Below are 18,201 nucleotides of genomic sequence, written 5' to 3' on the forward strand. Positions count from 1 at the left end.
CTCAGCCGCGCTCGGGCGTGTGCACACGAGCGAGGAAGCGCTCCGTGCGCGGCGACGGTCCCCGCGGATCGAAGAGCGACACCACGACCGTCACGGCCGTGGCGAGCGGGATCGTCCAGGCGGCGGGCTGCGCGAGGTAGGGCGCGGCCACTCCGACTCCCCCGACCGCCGCGTGCACCAGCAGCGCGAGTCCGGCGGCGATCCCGCCCGACAGCATCCCGGCGACCGCGCCACGGGCGGTGAGTCCTCGCCACCAGACTCCCAACAGCACGACCGGCGACAGCGTCGACGCCGCCACCACGAACACCACGCCGACGCTCGACCCGAGGCCGGCCGGTGCCGTGAGCAGCGCCACCACGAGCGGCACCAGCGCACAGAGCACGGCCGACAGCCGGAACGACCGCACCGAACCGGAGAACACGTCCTGACTGATCACGCCGGCGAGCGACACCACGAGGCCGGCCGATGTCGCCAGGAACGCCGCGAACGCCCCCGCGACGATCAGCGCGGTCAGCAGTTCGCCGAACGCTCCGGGGAACACGCGCGACGGCAACAGCAGCACCACCGTGTCGGCGACACCGGGAACCGCGAGGTCGGGAGCGGCGATGCGCGCCAGCAGCCCCATCGTGCTCGACACCGCATAGAACGCGCTCACCATGCCGATCACGATGACGGTGGTCCGCCGCGCCGACACCCCGGTCGGACTCGTGTAGAACCGCACCAGCACGTGCGGGAGCCCCATCGTCCCCAACAGCAGTGCGAGCAACAGGGATGCCGTCTCATACGCGTCGAAGCCCGAGGGCCCGGCCTCGACGGGGAACACCAACGCGGGATCGACGTCGTGCGGACCGCCGCTGAGGGCGAACGCGATGAACACCACCGGCACCAGGAGCGCCGTGAGCTTGAGCCAGTACTGGAACGCCTGCACATAGGTGATGGCCCGCATGCCGCCCGCGGCGACCGCCGCCGCCACGAGCACCGCGACGGTCACGGCCCCCACCCATTCCGGAAGGCCGGCCACGACGAGGAGCGTCAGCCCCGCTCCGTGCAGCTGCGGCACGATGTAGAGCCAGCCGATCACCAGCACCGCGATGCTGGTCACGCGCCGGGCCGACGTCGACTCCAGCCGCGCCTCGATGAAGTCCGGGATCGTGTAGGCGCCGCTGCGCCGGAGCGGCGCCGCCACGAACGCGAGCACCAGCAGGTAGCCGGCCGCATAGCCGATCGGGAACCAGAAGCCGCGGGCGCCGTCGAGCAGCACGAGACCCGACAGTCCGAGGAAAGTGCCGGCCGAGAGGTACTCGCCGCTGATCGCCGACGCGTTCCACACCGGCCGCACGGTGCGCGAGGCGACGAAGAAGTCTCCCGTCGTGCGCGAGATGCGCAGTCCGTAGACCCCGATCAGCAGGGTCGCGACGATGACGAGCGCGACGCCGATGAGGTCGAGCACCGCGTTCATTCGCGATCACGGAGCGCCCGGTATCGGCGCTCGTTGCGGGCGGCCGTGCGCACGTAGAGCACCGCGAACACGAGGATGATCGGATAGAACGCGTAGGCCTGCAGCAGCCACGACAGCGGCAGGCCCCAGACCACGACCTGTCCGACCTCGGGGACGAGAGCGATCGTCAGGGTCAGCGCGATGACCACGACGACGAACCCCGCGACGGTCCCGAGCGCGAGCCGGAGCTGACTGCGCATCAGGGCGCGCGCATACACGGCATCCGCCTCGTCGACGGGCGAGCCGGGGAGCGCGATGCCGCGGGTGAAGGTGGTCGGCCTCCGATCGGGCAGGTCGGCCGTCACACGAACCCGCTTCGGCTTCTCGGTCATCCTGCCCCCTCTCCGCGCAGCAGCGCGTCGCGCACCGCGGGTACCAGTCGCCGGCTGACCGGGAGAGAGGTCGCACCGATCGACACGGTGGGCTCCGGCCCCGACAGCCGCGCCTCGGTCACGGCGGCGATGCGCACGAGCGAAGAGCGGTGGATGCGGAGGAACCCGGCATCCGCCCATCGCGCCTCCAGCTCCGAGATCGGGATGCGCACCAGATGACCCGTCCCATCTCCGGTGTGCAGTCGGGAGTAGTCCCCCTGCGCCCGCACCCAGCGCACGTCGCTGCGTTTCACGAACCGCACGACCGAGCCGACCGTGACCGGCAGCATCTCGTCGTCGCCCGATGCCGCGGCGTCTCCGAGCTCGACCACCCGGTCGACCGCCCGCCGCAGACGCTCGAGGCGCACGGGCTTGAGCAGATAGTCGGCGGCACGCAGCTCGAAAGCCTCCACCGCCTTCGCCTCGTCGGCGGTGACGAACACGACCGCCGGAGGTTCGGCGAGGGTCAGCAGCGCCCGCGCGAGCTCCATCCCGGTCAACCCCGGCATGTGGATGTCGAGGAACGCGATCCGCACCGCGCGCTCCGACATCAGCCGCAGCGCATCCGCGCCCGACGACGCGGTGAGGATCTCGCCGATGCGGGCGTCAGTGCCGAGCAGGTGGACGAGCTCGTCGAGGGCTGGACGCTCGTCATCCGCGACGAGGACGTCGATCGAGGGGGCGCTGTTCGTCATGATCGTCAGTCGGCGTCCGGGTCGTGCTGCGGCTGAGATTTCGGGACCCGCATGCGCACCAGGGTACCGGCGCCGGTGTTCGTCTCGACCACCAGCCCTCCGTCCGCACCGTAGAGCTGGCGGAGCCGGGTGTCGACGTTGCGGAGCCCGACGTGGACGCCGTCGTCCCCCGCGGTGAGAGTTGCGCGCAGCGCCTCGGGGTCCATGCCCACGCCGTCGTCCTCGACCGTGATCTCGGTGTGGGTGCCGTCGTCGCGCGAGGCGATGCGGATCTCCCCTCCTCCTTCGCCCGGTTCGAGACCGTGACGGACGGCGTTCTCCACCAGGGGCTGCACCGAGAGGAACGGGATGACGGTCGCCAGGGTCTCCGGCGCGATCTGCAGCGTGACGCGCAGACGGTCGCCGAAGCGTGCACGTTCGAGCTCGAGGTAGGAGTGGATGCTGCCGAGCTCTTCGGCGATCGTGGTGAACTCCCCCTGCCGCCGGAACGAGTAGCGGGTGAAGTCGGCGAATTCGAGGATCAGCTCCCGCGCCCGGGTGGGGTCGGTCAACACGAAGGATGCGATCGCCGTGAGGGCGTTGTAGATGAAGTGCGGGGAGATCTGCGCCCGCAGCGAGCGCAGCTCCGCCTCGGCCAGCTGCGTCCGCTGCGCATCGATTCCGCCGAGCTCGACCTGGGCCGCACACCAGTCGGCGATCTCTTCCGCCGCCCGCACGAGCGCGGCTCTGACCGGTGCCGCGAAGGCCACGACGACGCCCACCACGCGGCCGTCGACGAGGATCGGAGCCCCGATCGCCTCCAGGTCGTCTTCCCTCCCGGGCGCGGGGAACACCTGTCGTCGACCGGAAGCGCCCACCTGAGCGGCGATACGGTGGGCCGCGGACTCGAGGCCGTCGGACGGGCCGTCGAACGACACCGTGCCTTCGGCGCTCACGATCGCGACCGCAGCACTGCCGAGCAGCACTCGCAGGTGACGCGCGGCCTTGACCACATCGGGGTCTGAGAGCCCGGCGCGCAGATGCGGCGCCGCGAGGCTCGCCTGATGCAGTGCCGTGAGGGCGGCCCGTTCGGCGTCGCTTCCGAGGTCGGCGGTCCCGCGCGCGAGCCGGCGTGCGAGCAGGAGGAGCACCGAGAGGACGATGCCGCCGAGCACGCCGAGGATCGCTGCGAGAACGACGTCGGTCATGGTCCCAGCCTAGGCACCGGCGTGGCTGCGCTCAGCAGCAGCGGGCACCGGGGTTGCGATCCTGGTCGTCCATCCGCTGCCGCCAGAACTGCCGTTCGGTCAGCGGCTCCTCCTCCGGATGCTGCCGACGCTGATGGGCGACGTAGGTCGCATAGGCGGTGTCGCCCATCAGGGTCGTCATGTACCACCGGATGCCGCGACCAGCCCGCGCCACGGCACTGAGCAGCGTCCGCAGGAGGGAGGTCGCGGCATCCGTCCGCCTCATGGTGTCGGCCATCTCAGGGGGATCGACATCAGTGGGTCGACGCCTTGCGCTCGTCGGCGAGGATCGGCTCCCACTGCTTCTCGAGCTCACGTTCTTCGGCGCTCGGCAGGAATCCGGCCGGGGCGAAGCGGCGCGAGGCCACGGGCGGCTCCTCGGTGTTCTCGCCGCCGCCGTTGCGGATGGCCCTGATCGTGACGATCACAGCGGTCACCATCACGATGATCGCCAGGGTCACGAAGATGATCGACAGCGTGCCCTGCACGGCGGTGTTGCGGATGACCGCGTCGAGCACCTGCGGCTCGCCGAGCGAGGTGTCTCCGCTGTCGCGGGCGGCGACGTAGCGGAAGTGGTTCGCCCAGTAGCCGATGGCCGGCACCGGAGAGGCGATCTTGTACAGCGACGCCGTGATGGTCACGACCGCGGTGAACGCCAGCGGCAGGGCGATGATCCACAACCACTTGAAGTAGCTGCGGCCGCGCTTGGCGACGATGGCCAGCACCACGGCGAGCGCGATCGCGGCGAGCAGCTGGTTGGCGATGCCGAACAGCGGGAAGAAGGTGTTGATGCCGCCGAGCGGGTCGGTCACGCCGAGGATGAGGATCGCACCCCATCCGGCCACCATGATCGCCGTGCAGATCCAGACGCCGGGGCGCCACGAGACGTCGCGGAACTTGGGGAACCAGGCGCCGATCGAGTCCTGCAGCATGAAGCGGGCGACGCGGGTGCCGGCATCCACCGCGGTGAGGATGAACAGCGCCTCGAACATGATCGCGAAGTGGTACCAGAACGCCATGAGCGCCTGGCCACCGAGAGCCTGCTGCATGATGTGCGCGAGACCGAGCGCGAGAGTGGGTGCGCCACCGGTGCGGGACACGATCGACTCCTCGCCGACCGCGGCCGCCGTGCCGGTGAGCATCTCGGGTGTGAGGTTCACCCCCGTCAGCCCCAGCGAGTTCACGAAGGCGACGGCCCCTTCGACCGTGCCGCCTGTCACCGCCGTCGGTGCGTTCATCGCGAAGTAGATGCCCTGGTCGATCGAGATCGCGGCGACGAGGGCCATGATCGCGACGAACGACTCCATGAGCATGCCGCCGTAGCCGATGAAGCGCGTCTGGCGCTCCTTCTCGATGAGCTTCGGTGTGGTGCCCGAGGCGATCAGCGCATGAAACCCGGAGAGCGCCCCGCACGCGATCGTCACGAACAGGAAGGGGAAGAGCGGACCGGCGAACACCGGGCCCATGCCGTTCTCGCCGAAGATGCTGACCGCGGGGACCGTGATCTCGGGGCGCACCAGCACGATGGCTCCGGCGAGCATGACGATCACGCCGATCTTCATGAAGGTCGACAGGTAGTCGCGCGGGGCGAGCAGCAGCCAGACCGGGAGCACGGCGGCGATGAAGCCGTAGACGATGATGCCCCAGGCGATGGTGGTGCGGTCGAGGTGGAAGATCGCCTGACCCCACTCGGTGCCGGCGACCCAGCCGCCGCCGATGATCGCCGCCATCAGCAGGGCGAAGCCGATGATCGAGACCTCGGTGACCTTGCCGGGGCGGAGATAACGCAGGTACACGCCCATGAAGAGGGCGATCGGGATGGTCATGGCGACCGAGAAGACGCCCCAGGGGCTCTCGCCCAGCGCGTTGACGACGACGAGGGCGAGGATGGCGACGATGATCAGCATGATCAGCAGCGAGGCGATGATCGCCGCGGTGCCGCCGATCTTGCCGAGCTCCTGGCGGGCCATCTGACCGATCGTGCGGCCGCCGCGGCGCATCGAGAAGAAGAGCACCGTGTAGTCCTGCACGGCGCCGGCGAGCACGACGCCGACGATGATCCAGATCGTGCCGGGCAGGTACCCCATCTGCGCGGCGAGCACGGGTCCGACGAGCGGGCCGGCGCCGGCGATCGCGGCGAAGTGGTGACCGTAGAGCACACGGCGGTCGGTGGGGACGTAGTCCTTGCCGTCCTGCTTGACCTCGGCGGGAGTCGCCCTGCGGTCATCGGGCCGGGTGATGTACTTCTCGATCACCTTGGAGTAGAACCGGTAGCCGATCAGGTACGTGCAGACCGCCGCGAACACGAACCAGATCGCGTTGACGGTCTCGCCGCGCACGATCGCGAGCATGGTCCAGGCGACGGCACCCAGCAGGGCGATCGCGGCCCACAGGATGATCTTCGGCAGGGTCCAGCGGTTCGCCTTCTCGTGATGCTCTTCGGTGAGGGCGACGGAGGGGAGTTTCGGATCGGTGACGATCACGGGCTCGTCGTCGACGAGTCCGGCGCCGTCGCGGCGGCGCGACGAAGGTGCGGTCATGGGGGTCTCCTCGGGGTACGCGACGTTGCGTTCCCCCACGTTAGGAAGACGACGCCGTCGGAGAGGACCGAGAGAGCAGGTGCTGCGACGAGCGGCGCCGTTCACGCGGTGAACGGATGCGCCCGCGCAACACGGCACCCCGTGGCCCTTCGACCACGGGGTGCGGTGCTGTCGTGCTTACGCGGCTACGGCCGCTTCTCCCCTCGCGGTGCGGGGGTCGCCGGCACCGACGTCTGCGGTGCGGGAGTCGCCGGCGCGGTCGTCTCCGGAGCCGGGGTCTCCGGCGCGGGAGTCTCGGGCGCCGGAGTCTCGGGCGCCGGGGTCTCCGGGGCGGGGGTCTCCGGAGCCTTCGCCTGCGGCACGTCGACCGTCAGCACGGTGCGGACATCCGACTCGCCGTACTGCACGACCCCGAGGTAGCGGGTGCCGGCGGCCAGGCCGGTCCAGCTGAGGTCGTACGACGTCTGCGTGCCGCGGACCGCGGCGAGCGGGTTCGGCGTGGCGGTCAGGTCTCCCTCGCCGTCGGGCAGCACGTTGGCGTAGGTCATGTCCCACGTCATCGGGCCCGTCGTCGAGTAGATGTTGGCCACCACGAGGTACGTACCCGCCGTCGGCGACGGGATCGTGACCTGCTCATCCGCCGAGCCGGTCGCCGAGCGCCAGCGCTGGTAGTACTGCAGGTCGTCCGGGCTCACCACGCGGTACACGGTGAGGTCGAGATCGCTGCCCTTGTCATCGGACGAGTCGAGGTCGAACCGCGAGAGCGTCGTACCCTCCGGCACGTTCACGATCCACGACACGTCCTTGTTCGCATCACCCGACTTCTCGTCACCCGAGTGACCCTCGACCGGGTTGTCCGCATCGGCGAGCAGCTCGAACGGAGTCAGACCCGAGAGTCCGAGCGCCAGATCTCCGGTGAGACCGGGGGTGATGTCCACCGACGTACTGCCGTCGACACCACTGCCCGTGACCTCGGCCGGAGCATCGGCCGTGACCGGGAACAGCGCGATCGGAGAGCGCACCGAGTTCTTCGCACTCGTCCAGGTCAGCGAACCCGTGGCCCACTGCTCCACCGGAGCGCTCGCGTTGTCGAACGTGACCGTGAAGGTCTTCGTCTGACCGGGGCGATCGAACTTCAGCTGCTGCGGCGTGACCTTGATGTTCACTCCCGGCACGGAGGCCTTGGCGGTGAACGTGCCCTTCTCGGTCGAGGTGACCGTGCGGGTGACGGTCTGCGCGCTGGTCAGCGAGCCGATCGAGATCGACGCCTGGTTCAGATCGCTGCCGTCGATGGGATCGATGCCGGGGAAGTCCGACAATCCCTTCCCGTCGAGGAACGCCGCCCAGTCCTTCACACCGTTGAGGTAGAGCAGACCCGGGTTCAGGTACCGCTTCGGGTCGACCTGACCCGCACCCTGCTCGAACGGGTTCGTGTTCTTCGATCCGTCGGGCAGCACCGTGTCGTAGGCGGTGGTCATCATCGCCGACTTGATCTCGGCGGGCGTCGCCTTCGGGCGCTCACCGAGGTACAGGGCCGCGAGACCCGCGACGTGCGGCGAGGCCATGGACGTGCCGGAGAGGATGCCGAAGGTCGGCTTCTCGCCCGGAGCGTTCTCGGTCGCCGCGAGGATCGCGACGCCGGGAGCCGCGATGTCCGGCTTCATCACGTCGCTGCCGTCTGCCAGCATCGGTCCGCGGCTCGAGAAGCCTGCGATCTGCGGCGTCGGGGTGGTGACGCCCGTGGTGTTCTCCCCGACGAGCGTGATCGGACGATCCACGCCGCCCTGCACGTACGCGAGCACCGCGGCGCGGTGCACCGCGTTCAGGTGCACGGTCGGCACCGAGTGGAAGTCGTTGTCGAGCGAGTCGGCGCCACCGGGCACGTTCACGAGGACCATGCCCATGCCCCCGGCATCCTTCACGACCTGCGACTTCTCGGCGCGGGCGTTGCCGCCACGGTCGCAGACCACGATGTGTCCGGCGACCTTGGCCGGATCGAGGGTGCCCGGCAGGCAGAGCTGCGGATCCTTCGCTCCTGCTGCGGAGGCATCGACGGCGGCGATGGACGGGCCGGTGACCCTCTGACCGAACGGCACGCTCACCGAGGCTCCGGCCTGCGCGAACCCGTCGAACTGCACGGTGCCCTCCCAGGTCGGGATGGTCGAGGCGGCGACGGTCGTGTACCAGGGCGATGCGTGGTCGGCCGTGACCGGGGCGGGGCCGTCGTTGCCGGCGCTGGTCGCGACGAAGACGCCGGCAGCCGCGGCGTTGAAGAACGCGAGGTCCTCCGGGGCCATCACAGTGCTGGCGGCGCCGCCACCGATGGAGTAGTTGATCACGTCGACGCCGTCGGCGACAGCCTGATCGATCGCGGCGATGAGGTCGCTCTGCGCGCAGATGTCATCGTCCTTGGTCGACGTGTCGGGGCCGACGTAGCAGGCCTTGTAGGCCGAGATCTTCGCGGCCGGTGCGACTCCCGAGACCGTCCCGAAATCGACGTTCTCGATGCTGGCCTTGACCTTGAAGTTGCCCGCGGCAGTGCTCGCGGTGTGCGAGCCGTGGCCGTCGCCGTCACGCGGCGAGAGGTAGTCGTACTGAAAGTCGAACCCGGCGGCCTCGGCTCCGGCGTAGAAGTACTGTCCGCCGATGAGCTTCGAGGAGTAGTCGCTCTTGTCCCAGCCCTGGCCCTCGACCATCGCGGCCTGGAACTGGCCACCGTCGGACTTGTCGAAGTAGACGTAGGTGCCGTCGGTGTAGGGCTGACCACCCTTGTTGCGAGTGTTCTGCTGCTTCTGCTTCTTGATCTTCTTGCCCTCGAAGGAGGGGTGCTCGGGGGCGATGCCGGTGTCGATCACACCGACGACGACGCCTTCTCCGGCCTTCTCGACTCCTCCGGTCTGCTGCCACACGCCGCCGCGGCCCTTGCGGTCGTCGCCGAGACCGAGGTAGTCGGTCGAGGTCTGCGCATCGGGGTGGCGGATCTCGTCGGGGTAGACACCGAGCACGTCCTTCGAGGCACGGAGCGCATCGACCTGTTCGCCGCTGAGGTCGGCGCTGAACCCGTTCAGCACCACCTGATACGTCGTGTCGGGGGTCACGCCGATGTCGCTGACGAGGTCGGTCTGCTCGGTCTGGAGGTGCTCGACGTAGCGCTGCGAATCCTGCGACTGCGTCTCGAGCTGCTCGCCTTCCGCGGGCTTGGTGGCTTTCAGTCCCTTCACGTCGCCCTCATAGGTGGCGAGCGGATCCGACTTCATCACGACGATGTAATGTCCGGGGGTGCCTGCGACGGGGACGGGGTGCGTCACCTCCTCCGTCGCGGCGTAGCCGGTGGTTGCTGTCGATGCGATGAACAGCGTGGCCAGGGTGGCGGCCGCTGCCATCCGGAGGGGTGTTCGACCCATGTGGTGCTCCCGATGATCACGGTGCAACCGCGTTGCTGCACCGCGGCCAACATAGTCCCGCCCTCAGCGATCGACGCGAGATCTGGCCGATCGACCAGTCGGCATTCGCCGATCGACCAGGGTTATCCACGGCCGCCCTCCCGATAGGTCGACAGTAAGCTGGAGAGGTGGCCCGTACCTCCGTCCTGTCGACCCGAGTACTGCTCGTCTGCGCGGCGATCGGAGTCGCGACGGGCATCCTCGCGGGCATCGCCGGATGGGTGACGCCGGTGCTGCTGGCGAGCCCCCTGCTGTTCCTCTACGGCCTGGTGCTCGGCTCGCACGTGCTGCCGGGCATCATCGCGCAGGAGGTGCTGCGCCTTCCGCTCGTCGCGCTGATCACTCATGTGTTCGCCGCGCTGATCGCGAGCGCCTTCAACCCGGCCTGGGCACTGCGCTTCATCGGCACCGCGCTGCTGTTCGGTCTGATCCAGGAGGGGGTGGCCGCCCTCACTCGATATCGCTCCTGGGGGCCGTGGCGGTTCTTCATCTCGGCGGCGATCATCGGGATATTCGTGGCCGTCGTGGTGTTCTTCGCCGCCCACCTCGCGGTCATGCCGCTGTGGGCGCAGATCCTCTACCTCGCGATCTCGGTACTCGGACCGATCGCGTGGACCGCGGTCGGCCTCGCGATCGGTTCGGCGCTCAGTCGCGCGGGCGTCGCCCGCCGATAGGCGCTCGACCCGCATGGAGAATCAGGTAAGGCTCAGCTAAGTTAGAAGCGTACGATCCGCCGACCCGGGACTTCGCCGTGCGCCCATCCGCGCCCCTGCTCCGCGTGCGTGACCTCTCCCTCACCCACGCCGATGCGGCGCACCCCTCGCCGCGCGACGTGACGTTCGACATCGATGCCGGAGAGGTCGTGCTCCTGCTCGGTCCCTCCGGTTCCGGCAAGTCGACGCTCACCCTCGCGCTCAACGGACTGATCCCCCACGCCCTCCCCGCGACGCTGGTCGGCACCGTCGAAGCCGGGGGCATCGACACCGCCAGCGCGCAGACGGCCACGCTGAGCACACACGTCGCGATGGTCTTCCAGGATCCCGATGCGCAGATCGTCACCGGCAGCGTCTACGACGAGGTCGCGTTCGGCCCCGAGAACCTGCGGCTTCCGCTCGACGTGGTCGAAAGTCGCGTCGAGGAGGCACTGCGTCGGGTCGGACTCTGGGAACGGCGCGACGAGAACCCCGACCACCTCTCCGGCGGCGGAAGGCAGCGACTCGCGATCGCCGGAGCCCTGGCGATGGGCTCTCCGCTCATCGTGCTCGACGAGCCGACGGCGAACCTCGATCCCCAGGGCATCGACGACGTGTACGCCGCCCTCTCGGAGGTCGTCGCGACCGGCGACCGCGCGATCCTGCTCGTGGAGCACAACCTCGACGCGGCGATGGCTTTCGTCACGCGCGCGATCGTGCTCGACGGCGACGGCGGGGTCGCCTTCGACGGGCCGGCGGCCGAAGTCATCCGCGACCACGCGGATGAGCTGGTCCGGATGGGAGTGTGGCTTCCCGCTGCCACCCTGGCGGCACTCCGCCTTCGGGAACGGGGATTCTCGCTCGCCCCCCTGCCGCTGTCGCCGCAGGAGCTCGCCGCAGCGCTCGATCGTGAGGACGTCTCGTCCTCCACCCCTCGGCGCGCAGCCGACGAGATCTCTCCACCCTCCGGCGAGGCGACGGCACGTGTCGAGCCGATCATCCGCGCTCGCGGGCTGACCGTGCGCCGACGCCGCACCGAGATCCTGCACGGGATCGATCTCGATCTCGAACCCGGCAGCCTCACGGCGATCGTCGGTGCGAACGGCGCGGGCAAGACGACGCTGATCCAGGCGCTCGCAGGGGTCGTGCCACCGCCTCGTGGCCAGGTTTCCGTCGACGGGATCGATCCGGGCACTGCATCGCCGCGCGACCTCGCCGCCCGCATCGGGTTCGTCTTCCAGAATCCCGAGCACCAGTTCATCGCCCCCACGGTGTTCGACGAGCTGGCCCACGGACCGCGGCTGCGGCACGTATCGGATGACGAGATCTCTACCAGGGTCGGCGAGATGCTGGCCCGCTTCGGCCTCGAGCACAAGGCGGGCGTGCATCCGTTCCTGCTCTCCGGCGGCGAGAAGCGAAGACTGTCGGTGGGGACCGCCCTGATCACCCGCCCTCGGGTGCTGGCGCTCGACGAGCCCACGTTCGGACAGGATCGCGCCAGAGCCGCCGAGCTGCTCGACCTGCTGCAGAGCCTGCGCGCTGAGGGCACGACCATCGTGATCGTCACGCACGACCTGCAGCTCGTGGCCGAGCACACCAGCCACGTCGTGGTCCTGGCGGCCGGCCGGGTGCAGGCGGTCGGCCCCACCGCCACCCTGCTGCGGGACGAGCAGCTGTTCGCCGACGCGGGGCTGCGCCTGCCCCCACTGCAGCGCGTGCTGGCCTCGGCCGGGCTCGGGGTGACGGCGTGACCGCGACGAGCTTCGATCCGTACGCACGTATCACGCCGACGTCGCGGCGCCAGTTCCTGTATGCGTTGAATCCGCTCGCGAAGGTCGCCGGGTTCGCGCCGGCGATGGTCCTGCTCGTGTTCGTGCGCGACCTGGCGACGCCCGCCGCTTTCCTGGTTCTCGCCTACGCGCTGATCCTGGTCGGGGCGCGTCTCACGGTTCGGCTCCTCGCTCTCCTGCTGCTCGGGCTCCCGGCCGGCATGCTGCTGGTGGGCATCGGGTTCTCCGTGTGGGTCGACTCCGGACTCGTCGCGGGCAGTTCCCCCGTCTTGCGGATCGGCGACTGGACCCTCTACTGCGGAGCGCTCCTGATCGGCTTCGCGACGGCGCTGAGGCTCGGATCGATCGTCGCTCTCGCGCTTGTCGGCGGGCTCACGACCAGTGGACCCGACCTCGTGCGCGCCAGTGTGCAGCAGCTGCGGGTGCCGTACCGGATCGGCTACACGGCACTGGCAGCGTTCCGGTTCGTGCCGCGGTTCGGGCATGAGCTCGCCGTGATCCGGGCGGCCCACCGGGTGCGCGGTTACCACGGCGGACGCGGACCGTTCGCCCGCATCGCCCGCGGGTGGGGCTACATCGTGCCGCTCCTCGCCGGCGCGATCCGTCACGCCGAGCGGGTGGCGCTGGCGATGGACTCGCGCGCGTTCGGTGCGCATCCCACCCGCACCGAGCGACACCTCGTCCCGTTCCGCACACGCGACACCGTCTTCACCATCGCGACCCTGCTGGCATCCGCGGCCATCTTCGTCGCTTTCTTCCCCTGGCAGCTTCCCTGAAAGGCACCCGATGGCATTCAGCAAGATGGTCAAGCCCGAGTCGACCGAGCTCATCCACCTGGTGGTGCTGCGTACGGAACGCCTGTCGGCGCACTGGATCAGGGTGACGCTCGGCGGCGGCGAGATCGAGAAGTTCCGCCCGATGGGGTTCGACCAGTGGTTCCGGCTGTTCCTGCCCATCGGCGGCGACGCGGGCCTCGACCGGGTGCCGGCGAAGGCCAACAAGATGTTCGGCTACCTGAAGTTCCTGCGCATCCCCGACGGCGAACGTCCGGTGATGCGCAACTACAGCGTGCGGGCATATCGAGCGGCCACGGCCGACGCCGGCGCCGAGATCGACGTGGACTTCGTCCTGCACGGCTCGGCGGCCGACGGAACGGCCGGCCCGGCGTCTCGGTGGGCCGAGGCCTGCCGGCCGGGCGAGCACGTGCTGATCATCGACGAGGGCCTTACGTTCAATCCGCAGCGCGGAACGGATCGTGTCGTGCTGGTCGGCGATGAGACCGCCCTGCCCGCGATCTCCTCGATCTGCGCCTCGCTGCCGGTCGACGCCGTCGGCACCGCGATCGTCGAGACGCCGAGCGAGGAGGATGCTCTGGAGTTCGCCCGTCCCGCCGGCATCGAGGTGGTGTGGATCGTGCGCCCGCACGATGTCGCCCCCGGCTCCCTCGCGCTGGAGACGCTCGGCCGCACCGCGCTGCCGGAGGCCCCGTTCCATGCGTACGCGGCGGGTGAGCAGGCGCTCGCATCGGGTGCCCGCAAACACCTCGTCGGCGAGCGCGGGGTGGACAAGAACGCCGTGAGCTTCTGCGGATACTGGAAGATCGGTGCGTCCTCCCCCGCGTCGAAGGCCGCCCGCGAAGCTGCCGCGGAGCCCCTGGCGTGAGCGCGGATGCCGCGGGCCGGACGCCCCGCACCGGCGGACGGTTCCGCTTCCCTACCGCCATCCTGCTGACCTGCGCGGCGCTCGGCGTGGCCGGCGGACTGCTGCTCGCCCCCGCCAACTGGGTGTCGACGATCCTCTTCCCCGGGTTGCCGTTCGTGAGCGTCGCACTGGCCGGGCTCTGGCTGCTGCCCTCGGTGATCGCCCTCCGACTGCTGCGTCGGCCGTTGGTGGGTCTGCTCGTCGGCCTGCTCGCCGGTCTCGTGATCGTGCCGTTCTCCGGCTACGGGTTCGGCAGCGTAGCGACCAATCTCTGGTGGGCCGCGTTCACCGAGCTCCCATTCCTCTTCGTGCTCTGGCGGTACTGGGGAACCTGGATGCACTACGTCGGCGCGGTGGTCGTCGGCCTCGTGTATCCGGTCCTGGCCTGGTACTCGTTCAACCTCGGTGACTTCACGCTCCCGGTGCAGGTGCTGTTCTTCGTCATCACGATGGCCAGCTGCGTCGGTGCGACCGCTCTGGGCATCCTGATCGCCGACCGCCTGCGCAGGGCGGGAGTCGGTGCGACCGGTCTCGGCAGGGCCGGAGTCCGCAAGCACCGCTGAACCTCGCGAGCGCAGCCGCCCACGTCACGCATCGACGTCATCACTCGCAGCGGCGTCGTCAGGCGGGCGTTGAGTCGCCAGGCGGCGATGTCGAAGCGTGTGCGCCCGCCGAGCCTCGGGGTTCGCGCGGTCCCGGTCGCGGTCCCGGTCGCGGCCGGCATTCCGAGAACACCGAGCGACGCCCGGCGGTGCCGGAGAGCGTCACTGCACGTCGGCGAACAGCCCCATGATCTCCGGGCCCATCTCGACCTGACTCAGCACGATCCCGAAGGAGCCGTCGGGATCGACCCAGAAGTCCGTCCCCTGCCCGCCCGACCAGCCGTAGCGACCCGCGTTCTCTCCCTCGGTCTGCACCGCGACGCCGAACCCCCAGCCCGTGCCCTCCCAGAATCCCGGGAAGAAGCTGTCGTCGGTCTTCGCGCTCGACGGCACCTGGTCAGTGCGCATCAGCGCGAGCAGTTCGGGGTCGATGATGACGTTGCCGTCATGCCGTCCCCCTGCCGCGAGCATCCCCGCGAAAGCCGCATAGTCGGCCGCGGTCGACACGAGCTCCGAATGACTGAGGTCGAACGGAGCGGGCGCGACGGAGAAGCCCCCGGCGGCGGGCTCGATCTCGACCAGGGCGCCGTGCTCGTGACGATACGCGGCAGGCAGCCGGTGCGCCTGGTCGAGGGGCACCGTGTATCCGGTATCGACCATGCCGAGCGGGGCGAAGAGGTCGCGTCGCAGATGATCTTCCAACGAACCGTCGACCACCCGCGAGAGCAGGATCCCGAGGATCCCGAAGGAGTGGTGGTAACGCCATCCGGTGCCGGGTTCGAAGGCCAGCGGGAGCACGGCCAGCGCGTCCAGCCACTCCTGAGCGCCCATCGCGACAGGTTCCTGCCCTGCGGCCGTCCGGTTCCCGATCATCGCCTCCGCCAGCGGGGACGGCACGACCTGCACCCCGTATCCGGAGGTGTTCGTGAGCAGGTGCCGCAGCGTGATCGGCGTCGTCGCGGGTACGACGTCGTCGAGCGGGGCGTCCGGAGCGCGCAGCACCCAGCGGTCGGCGAGTTCAGGCAGCCATCGCTCCACAGGGTCATCGAGCCGGAGGCGTCCCTCCTGCACGAGCCTCAGCGCCGCGACCGCGAGGATCGGCTTCGTCATCGACTGGATGCGGACGATCGCATCCGCCGGGAGATCGCCGGCCGTGACGATCTCGATGGCCCCGCCAGGAGCGCCGAGCACGCCGATGATCCCCGGAGCGGTGCCCCGCGCGACGTGGTCTTCCATGATCTGCCGGAACAAGGTCGTCATGCCCTCGATTCAACCCGGCGGCAGCACCCCGTGTCCACGCCTCGACGACGATCCGGCCGAGACGGGAAGAGGCCCCGGACGTCGCATCCGGGGCCTCTGCAGGATCACGATCTCAGCGCTTGCCGACGATCTGACGGCCCACGAGATCGCGCATGATCTCGTTCGTGCCGCCGTAGATGCGGTGCACCCGGGCGTCGGTGAAGGCGCGCGCGATCGGGTACTCCATGATGTAGCCGTAGCCGCCGTGCAGCTGCACGCCTGTGTCGAGCACCTCCCACTCGCGCTCGGTCGCCCAGAACTTGACCTTCGCCGCATCCTCCGCGGTGAGCGTGTTGTCCTTGTAGGCGAGCAGTGCGCGGTCGATGTACGCCCACATCGCATCGGTGGTCGCAGACATGTCGGCGAGCCGGAAGCGGGTGTTCTGGAAGTCGGCGATGCGCTCACCGAACGCCTCGCGATCCTTCGTGTACGCGATGGTCCAGTCGAGGGCGGCCTGTGCGGCTGCGGCCGCGGCGACGCCGATCGAGAGACGCTCGAGCGGCAGGTTCAGCATCAGCTGGATGAAGCCCTGGCCCTCCTTGCCGCTGATGAGGTTCTCGTCGGGGACAAACACGTCGATGAAGCTGAGCTCAGCCGTGTCCCAGCCGTGGAAACCCATCTTGCTGAGCTTCTTGCCCTGGTCGAAGCCCTCCATGCCCTTCTCCACGAGCAGCAGACTGAACGCGTCGGGACGGTTGCCCTCACCGGTCTTGACGAACGTGACGACCACGTCGGCCGTCGTGCCCGAGGAGATGAACGTCTTCGCGCCGTTGAGGATGTAGCCGCCGTCGACCTTCTTGGCGTTGGTCTTGATGCCACGCAGATCCGAACCCGCACCCGGGTCGGTCATGGCGAGTGCGCCGAGCACCTCACCCGTGGCCATGCGGGGCAGCCACTTCTCCTTCTGCTCCTGCGTTCCCATGTGCACGAGGTAGGGCACGGCCAGGTCGTCCTGGATGCCGAAGGCCCCCGCCAGCGAACCGGCACCTGCGGCGATGACCTCTTCCATGACGATCGTGCGGAAGCGGTAGTCCTGCAGCATCCCGGCGCCACCGAACTCCTCCGGGACCGACAGGCCGATCAGACCCGCTTCGCCGGCGGCGCGCATGGTCCCCCGGTCGATCTCACCGGCGGCATCCCACCGCTCGATCGCCTCGTTGGTCACGTGGCGCTTGACGAAGTCCTTGACCAGGTCCCGGAAAGCCTCGTGATCCTCGTCGTAGATGTCGCGTTCCATGCCGTCCTCCTGAACGTCTCATGCATCGTTGCTCCGGTGATTCTATGTCGCCGAGGGGACGCGGGACAGGACGTTGTGAGAATGCATCCCATAAATCGTGACACTGGGTACCGCACTTGTCGGATGTCGCAACCGGGGCTTCCGCCCCCGATTCAGTGCGCGTAATCCGGCGCGGCGGGAAGGCCGAAGAACTCCTCGAGCGTGTGGAATCCGCCCTCGTGATAGGCCGCGGCGAGGTCGACTCCGACGTAGCGGAGATGCCACGGCTCCGGCGCATACCCCGTCACGGGGGTGCCGACCTGCTCGTAACGCACGATGAAGCCGTACTCCCAGGCATGAGCGGCGACCCAGTCGCTCTGCGCGGTCGCTCCGAAGCCGTCGAGGCCCCCGCACCCCGTGCCGCATGCGACCACGTCGAGTGCGAGACCCGTCTGGTGCTCGCTGTGGCCGGGGCGCGCCGAGCCCGCATCCGCCTCGGCCTGTCCCTGTGATCGCACGTGGGATCCGTACGTCGTCACCTGCAGTCCGTAGGAGCGGTAGCCGTTGTTCGCGCCGATGCGTCCCACGCCCGCGGCTGCGGCGGCATCCGCCATCCGACCGACCGCCGCGGCCACGTCGGAGCGCACGCGCCCCGAGGGTGTCGTCATCTGCAGCGGCACGGAGTCGAGATTCGCCGGCTCGTACTCGGGCGGGTTCAGCGGCAGCGACTTGTTCACCACGACCCAGAGGCGCGCAGGATCGGTGAGCGAGACGCACGGAGCGTTCCCCGCGACGACCGCCTCGCGGAAGGCGGCACCGCCGCCGAAGCCCGCGATCGCCGCCGCATCGTCGCCGCTCGCGATCGCCTGCTGCACCGAAGGCTCGGCACAGGGGTCGGCCGCGGTCGTCGCGGCCACCCTGACCGGCGGAACCTGCATGACCGCGACCGGCACCGGCATCGGGTCGGCACCCGAGGGCGACACCGGTCCGGAACCGATCGAGAGCAGGATGCCGATGGCAGTGAGGGCGACGCCGATCGGCAATGCGGGCCCGCGGATCGGGGACCGCGGAGCCGCATGCTGAGCGTGCGGCAGGAAGGGCATTGATCCATCTTCTCATTCGAAGATA

At 69.4% G+C, this 18,201-nt stretch carries 15 protein-coding genes; 5 read left to right on the forward strand and 10 right to left on the reverse strand.

Annotated features, from left to right (window positions below; genetic code table 11):
- Position 1: 1 nt before the first annotated feature.
- The 7 genes from MicroSTF_RS17635 to MicroSTF_RS17665 all read right to left on the reverse strand — a co-directional run bounded on the left by MicroSTF_RS17635 (position 2) and on the right by MicroSTF_RS17665 (position 9,734).
- Positions 2-1,459 (reverse strand): cation acetate symporter, encoded by a 1,458-nt coding sequence (locus tag MicroSTF_RS17635; protein WP_322957463.1) that lies wholly within the window; start codon positions 1,457-1,459, stop codon positions 2-4.
- Entirely contained in the window at positions 1,456-1,830 is a 375-nt protein-coding gene (locus tag MicroSTF_RS17640; RefSeq protein ID WP_021198463.1) for a hypothetical protein, read from the reverse strand. Before MicroSTF_RS17640 ends, MicroSTF_RS17635 begins: the two co-directional genes overlap by 4 nt.
- Complete coding sequence (locus MicroSTF_RS17645; RefSeq protein WP_029258754.1) at positions 1,827-2,564, reverse strand: LytR/AlgR family response regulator transcription factor; 738 nt, start codon at positions 2,562-2,564, stop codon at positions 1,827-1,829. The genes MicroSTF_RS17640 and MicroSTF_RS17645 overlap by 4 nt, the downstream gene beginning before the upstream one ends.
- 5 nt (positions 2,565-2,569) lie before the next feature.
- The gene (locus MicroSTF_RS17650) at positions 2,570-3,751 is read right to left on the reverse strand and encodes a sensor histidine kinase (protein ID WP_322957466.1); all 1,182 of its coding nucleotides are present in this window, start codon (positions 3,749-3,751) and stop codon (positions 2,570-2,572) included.
- 31 nt (positions 3,752-3,782) lie between these two features.
- On the reverse strand, positions 3,783-4,028 hold the full coding sequence (locus MicroSTF_RS17655) for a YbdD/YjiX family protein (RefSeq protein ID WP_051667976.1): 246 nt from the start codon (positions 4,026-4,028) through the stop codon (positions 3,783-3,785).
- 16 nt (positions 4,029-4,044) lie between these two features.
- Positions 4,045-6,330: a carbon starvation CstA family protein gene (locus MicroSTF_RS17660; protein ID WP_322957468.1), complete on the reverse strand. Its 2,286-nt coding sequence runs from the start codon at positions 6,328-6,330 to the stop codon at positions 4,045-4,047.
- A gap of 185 nt (positions 6,331-6,515) precedes the next feature.
- Positions 6,516-9,734 carry a S8 family serine peptidase gene (locus MicroSTF_RS17665; protein WP_322957470.1) on the reverse strand — a complete coding sequence of 1,073 codons (3,219 nt, stop codon included), beginning with the start codon at positions 9,732-9,734 and terminating at the stop codon, positions 6,516-6,518.
- A gap of 167 nt (positions 9,735-9,901) precedes the next feature.
- On the opposite strand from MicroSTF_RS17665, the gene MicroSTF_RS17670 reads away from it, so the two are divergent.
- From MicroSTF_RS17670 to MicroSTF_RS17690, 5 genes are all read left to right on the forward strand, one after another.
- Positions 9,902-10,447, forward strand: coding sequence for an ECF transporter S component (locus MicroSTF_RS17670; protein WP_167254823.1), 546 nt, complete (start codon positions 9,902-9,904; stop codon positions 10,445-10,447).
- 77 nt (positions 10,448-10,524) lie between these two features.
- Entirely contained in the window at positions 10,525-12,216 is a 1,692-nt protein-coding gene (locus tag MicroSTF_RS17675) for an ABC transporter ATP-binding protein (protein WP_322957474.1), read from the forward strand.
- The gene (locus MicroSTF_RS17680; RefSeq protein ID WP_322957476.1) at positions 12,213-13,031 is read left to right on the forward strand and encodes an energy-coupling factor transporter transmembrane component T; all 819 of its coding nucleotides are present in this window, start codon (positions 12,213-12,215) and stop codon (positions 13,029-13,031) included. Before MicroSTF_RS17675 ends, MicroSTF_RS17680 begins: the two co-directional genes overlap by 4 nt.
- A gap of 10 nt (positions 13,032-13,041) precedes the next feature.
- A complete protein-coding gene (locus MicroSTF_RS17685; RefSeq protein WP_322957478.1) occupies positions 13,042-13,917 on the forward strand; it encodes a siderophore-interacting protein in 876 nt (291 codons plus the stop codon).
- Positions 13,914-14,519, forward strand: a complete 606-nt coding sequence (locus MicroSTF_RS17690) for an ECF transporter S component (protein ID WP_322957480.1) — start codon at positions 13,914-13,916, stop codon at positions 14,517-14,519. Before MicroSTF_RS17685 ends, MicroSTF_RS17690 begins: the two co-directional genes overlap by 4 nt.
- Before the next feature lie 201 nt (positions 14,520-14,720).
- Here MicroSTF_RS17690 and MicroSTF_RS17695 read toward each other — a convergent pair whose 3' ends face one another.
- From MicroSTF_RS17695 to MicroSTF_RS17705, 3 genes are all read right to left on the reverse strand, one after another.
- Positions 14,721-15,818, reverse strand: coding sequence for a serine hydrolase domain-containing protein (locus MicroSTF_RS17695; RefSeq protein WP_322957482.1), 1,098 nt, complete (start codon positions 15,816-15,818; stop codon positions 14,721-14,723).
- Positions 15,819-15,930: 112 nt separating this feature from the next.
- Positions 15,931-17,094, reverse strand: a complete 1,164-nt coding sequence (locus MicroSTF_RS17700) for an acyl-CoA dehydrogenase family protein (protein WP_322957485.1) — start codon at positions 17,092-17,094, stop codon at positions 15,931-15,933.
- Positions 17,095-17,246: 152 nt separating this feature from the next.
- Positions 17,247-18,176, reverse strand: coding sequence for a M15 family metallopeptidase (locus MicroSTF_RS17705; protein ID WP_029259837.1), 930 nt, complete (start codon positions 18,174-18,176; stop codon positions 17,247-17,249).
- Positions 18,177-18,201: the final 25 nt, after the last annotated feature.

This window comes from Microbacterium sp. STF-2 (assembly GCF_034650155.1).
In the GTDB taxonomy this organism is placed as follows: Bacteria; Actinomycetota; Actinomycetes; order Actinomycetales; family Microbacteriaceae; genus Microbacterium; species Microbacterium maritypicum_A.